Source organism: Leptolyngbya sp. FACHB-36, from assembly GCF_014695955.1.
In the GTDB taxonomy this organism is placed as follows: Bacteria; Cyanobacteriota; Cyanobacteriia; order Leptolyngbyales; family Leptolyngbyaceae; genus FACHB-36.
Genome location: NZ_JACJPG010000427.1, coordinates 1 through 3,998 on the forward strand (window position 1 = coordinate 1; position 3,998 = coordinate 3,998).

Sequence of the window (3,998 nt, forward strand, 5' to 3'; positions counted from 1 at the left end):
GTCATCAATCAGCAGTTGCAGCATTGCCATGCGGTGAACCAGCGGCGTTTGATGCGATTTAAACGGATTGTCCGCTGCCCAAACTGCGACGAGATCGAAGTGCTGGGAGAGCCAGCGAAGAACTGCTTGGTGCCCGATCGTTGGGGGATCTGCGCTGGTGCCGAAAAGAGCAATGTTCATGGGGAGTCAGGAGTGAGAGAGTAAGGAGCCGGTTAGCGAGTGTGTTGGGTGCGGTGGATCAGGGTTTGGAGGGTGGAGGAGAGTTCGACTGGGAGGGAAATGGGGGTATGAAGTTGACGGGTTGTGGGAGGAAGGGCAGCAACGGAGTGGGCGGTGCGTTGAGCGATCGCCTCTAACGATTCGGTAGGCTTTACTTGCTGTCCTTGCTGCATAACGAGTTGTAGGAGAGGCTCCCCTTCTCTCTTTTCTTCGTCAATTAAGCCGAGGCGATCGCCCCAAATCACCCCAGCTTCAGCCTGACGGAAAATCTGCTTGCGTCCGGGATAGGTGACTTTGCCAGTGGATTCTTTCATCACGGGGGTGCCGTCGATTTCAACAAGTTTGTAGACGCCGTTGACCGGAGTGCCCGTAACGAGCTGAGTCCCTAAACCGTAGCCGTCGATGCAGGCTTCGGCAGCGTTAAACTCGGCAATTTTGTATTCGTCGAGATCGCCGCTGGCAAAGATGGGGATATCTGGCAGACGTTGGCGCACCTGCTTAGAGAGCGTGACGAGATCACCGGAGTCAATCCGAACGCCTGCCAGTTGCAGTCCGGCTTGCCGTTTTTCTGCTAAATGGTCGGCAGCGGCGATCGTGTCGTAGGTGTCGATTAGCAAGGGAGCACCGGGGAAGTAGCGGTGAAAGGCGGTGAACGCTTGTGCTTCGCTGCCTGCGGTTGCGGCTAGCGCCATCACCAGTGAGTGCGCCATCGTACCCGTGGGTTTGCGACCGAGCTTCAGTGCCGCCAGCACATTAGACGTAGCATCTAGCCCACCCGCCAATGCCGCCCGCGCTGCCCAAAGCGACCCTTGCGGACTGAAGGCGCGGCGAGTGCCGAACTCAAACAACGTCGCATCAGGTCCTGCCACGTCTCGCAGTCGCGCTGCACGAGTGGCTATCAACGTCTGATAGTTCAGCGTGTTCAGCAGGTAAGTTTCGACGAGCTGTGCCTGCCATAGTGGAGCCTCAATCCGCAGCAGGGGTTCGTTTGCGAACACAACCGTTCCTTCGGGCACTGCCCAGACATCGCCTCTGAACTGAGCATCTGCCAGCAGGGTCCAGAAGCGATCGTCCGCATGGGCAAAAATTCCAGTCGATCGCAGCGCATCAATTTGCTGAGGCGTGAAGCGGAAGTTTACCAGGTACTCTAAGGCTTGAGCCAGCCCCATCGCTACGAGATAGCCGAAGTTTTGGGGTAGGCGGCGGGCAAATAGCTCGAAACTGGCACGACGCTGATCCAACCCTTCGCCCACGTAGCAGGCAGTCATTGTGAGTTGGTATAGGTCTGTTAGCAAGCTGTAGTCCTCTGGACCGATCGTTAGAGCTTGGTCTTCTGATGGCTGAAAGGATCGATCAAGCTCGGTAACCGATGGGACAAAGGATTGAGGGAGGATAGGAGACACTGGAGTAATAGGGGTGTAGACGGTAGAGGAGTTGCAGGAATAGGTGAAGCTGTAGACGTTGGTAAGCGAATGCATTCAATTATAGTTGATTTAACCAAAAATAATTGGGATTAGAAAAACTAAACCCTGCCTCTAGCTAGCGGAATAGCCATATAATTGATAATTACGGCGCGAATACTAATTAGATTTATAGTAGCTTTCATTAAAATTGAAGCGCCAGTTCCTTTGATCCCGCAGTGCTATAGCCTCATTGTTCCTACAAGTTCATCATCACCTCTGCTTTTAGAAAGATTTCAGGAAGGATCGTCAGAGGCTTTGATTCAGAATAGAAGCAAACTCGGTAAAAGACGATGGGTGGTCATACGCTAGACTGTGACCCATTGCAGATAGCTGTATATGAAACGCCTGATGTCGTCGATCGCTCAGCACCCCGCACGCAGAGAAGCCGTTACGGGCTACTTGTTTATGGCTCCGACGATCCTGATTGCGGGCACGTTTCTGGTACTGCCAATTTTGTACGCCGTAGTGCTGGCATTTCACAAGGTGCAGCTTTTAGGTGAGGTGAGCTATCGCTTTACAGGATTGAAGAATTTTGCGCGAATGGCGAGTGATGAGCGCGTCTGGATTGCGCTACAAAATACGGCTCAATATGTTGCGATCGTCGTGCCCATCCAAACGATTCTGGCACTTGCTTTAGCCTTAATTCTTAACACCCAAATTCGGGGCAAATCTTGGTTCCGCGTGGCGTTCTTTTTGCCGACCGTCACTTCTTCAGCCGTGCTAACGCTGATTTTTATGTGGATTTACAACTCAAACGGATTGCTTAACGCTGTGCTGAGTTTGTTGAGTTTGCCAACTTATAACTGGTTAGGTGATCCGGCGGTTGCACTGAAAGGCATTATGATCATGAACATTTGGTCGACGGCACCGCTGTTCATGGTGATTTATCTAGCAGCATTACAAGATATTCCAGAATCGCTATACGAAGCGGCAACGATCGATGGAGCAACTCGTTGGGAGAAACTACTCTACATTACGCTACCATTTCTTCAGCCTGTGACCTTTTTCGTGATTGTCATGGGAGTAATTGGTACATTTCAGCTATTTGATCAGTCCTATATTTTTTCAGCCGGATCGGGTGGACCGAATAATTCGACGCTGACGATCGTTCTCTTAATCTATCAATACGCTTTCAAGAATCTTGATATGGGCTATGCGCTGGCACTGACGCTGCTGTTGGCTGTGGTTTTGATGACTGCAACGCTGATTCAGCGCGTTCTGTTTCAGGAAGAGCGACTGGATTGAATCACGCCGTATGAAACGACTATCTGGGCTGCTATACATTGTTTTGATCGGCTACACGCTGCTGACGTTTCTGCCGTTTCTGTGGGCGCTGTCGGCTTCGTTCAAGCCGCTAGCCGAGATTGCCGCAGGCGGACTCAATTTGATTCCAAAGCAGTTTACGCTGTCAAACTATCAGCAAATTTTCACGCAGGAACCACTGTTTGGTCGCTGGTTACTGAACAGCACGATCGTGGCAATTTTAGTCACGCTGTTTAATCTACTGTTTAACTCAATGGCAGGATACGCGCTGGCACGAATCCGATTTCCGGGAAATCAATTTTGGTTTTTCCTGATTTTAGCCGTGTTGATGGTGCCCGGACAGATTACACTGCTGCCCAAGTTTCTGATTCTTAAGTCTCTTGGCTGGCTAAATACCTATCAGGGACTCGTTGTTCCTACGATCGTAAATGCCACGTTTATTTTTATGATGCGCCAGTTCTTTATTAATTTTCCAAAAGAGCTAGAGGAAGCCGCTGCTCTGGATGGCTTGAATCGATTTGAAACTTTTTTTCAGATTGTCCTACCGCTAGCAAAACCTGCCTTAGCTGCTCAAACCATCTTTGTATTTATGGGATCATGGAATGAATTTCTCATGCCATTGGTAATGCTTTCTGATCCAGATATGTTTACGCTGCCGCTGGGGCTCAATGCGTTTAAGGGGCAGTACGTGAGCTACTGGAATTACATCATGGCTGCATCCATGCTATTCACGCTGCCTGCGCTGGCGATTTATGCTTTCTTCAATCGCTATTTTATTCAAGGTGTAACATTTACAGGCGGAAAGTCTTAAAAGAAATCAGGAGACACCGTACAGCAGAATTGTTTATTCTAGAAGTGAATTTGTTCGATCGATTGAGCTATGGCAGGACACAGTAAGTGGGCAAACATTAAGCGCCAAAAGGCGAGAGTCGATGCCGTCAAAGGTAAAGTATTTACAAAAATCTCACGCGAAATCATCGTGGCGGCTCGAAGTGGCGTGCCCGACCCGGAGGCGAACTTCCAACTGCGAACCGCGATCGAGAAAGCCAAGGC

General features: G+C 50.2%; 4 protein-coding genes and 1 pseudogene. 3 read left to right on the forward strand and 2 right to left on the reverse strand.

Going from position 1 to position 3,998, the window contains the following annotated elements; all coding sequences use genetic code 11:
- A partial coding sequence (locus tag H6F43_RS11965; RefSeq protein WP_190342985.1) for an adenylyltransferase/cytidyltransferase family protein occupies nucleotides 1-180 on the reverse strand: 180 nt, incomplete at its 3' end.
- A 32-nt stretch (nucleotides 181-212) separates the two neighbouring features.
- Nucleotides 213-1,697 carry a nicotinate phosphoribosyltransferase gene (locus tag H6F43_RS11970; RefSeq protein ID WP_190342986.1) on the reverse strand — a complete coding sequence of 495 codons (1,485 nt, stop codon included), beginning with the start codon at nucleotides 1,695-1,697 and terminating at the stop codon, nucleotides 213-215.
- A 321-nt stretch (nucleotides 1,698-2,018) separates the two neighbouring features.
- Between H6F43_RS11970 and H6F43_RS11975 the strand changes: the two genes are divergently transcribed.
- From H6F43_RS11975 to H6F43_RS11985, 3 genes and pseudogenes are all read left to right on the forward strand, one after another.
- Complete coding sequence (locus H6F43_RS11975; protein ID WP_242025538.1) at nucleotides 2,019-2,927, forward strand: sugar ABC transporter permease; 909 nt, start codon at nucleotides 2,019-2,021, stop codon at nucleotides 2,925-2,927.
- A 10-nt stretch (nucleotides 2,928-2,937) separates the two neighbouring features.
- Nucleotides 2,938-3,756 (forward strand): carbohydrate ABC transporter permease, encoded by an 819-nt coding sequence (locus H6F43_RS11980; RefSeq protein ID WP_190342987.1) that lies wholly within the window; start codon nucleotides 2,938-2,940, stop codon nucleotides 3,754-3,756.
- Between the two features lie 69 nt (nucleotides 3,757-3,825).
- Nucleotides 3,826-3,998 (forward strand): annotated as a pseudogene (locus H6F43_RS11985) (YebC/PmpR family DNA-binding transcriptional regulator); the annotation flags it as partial.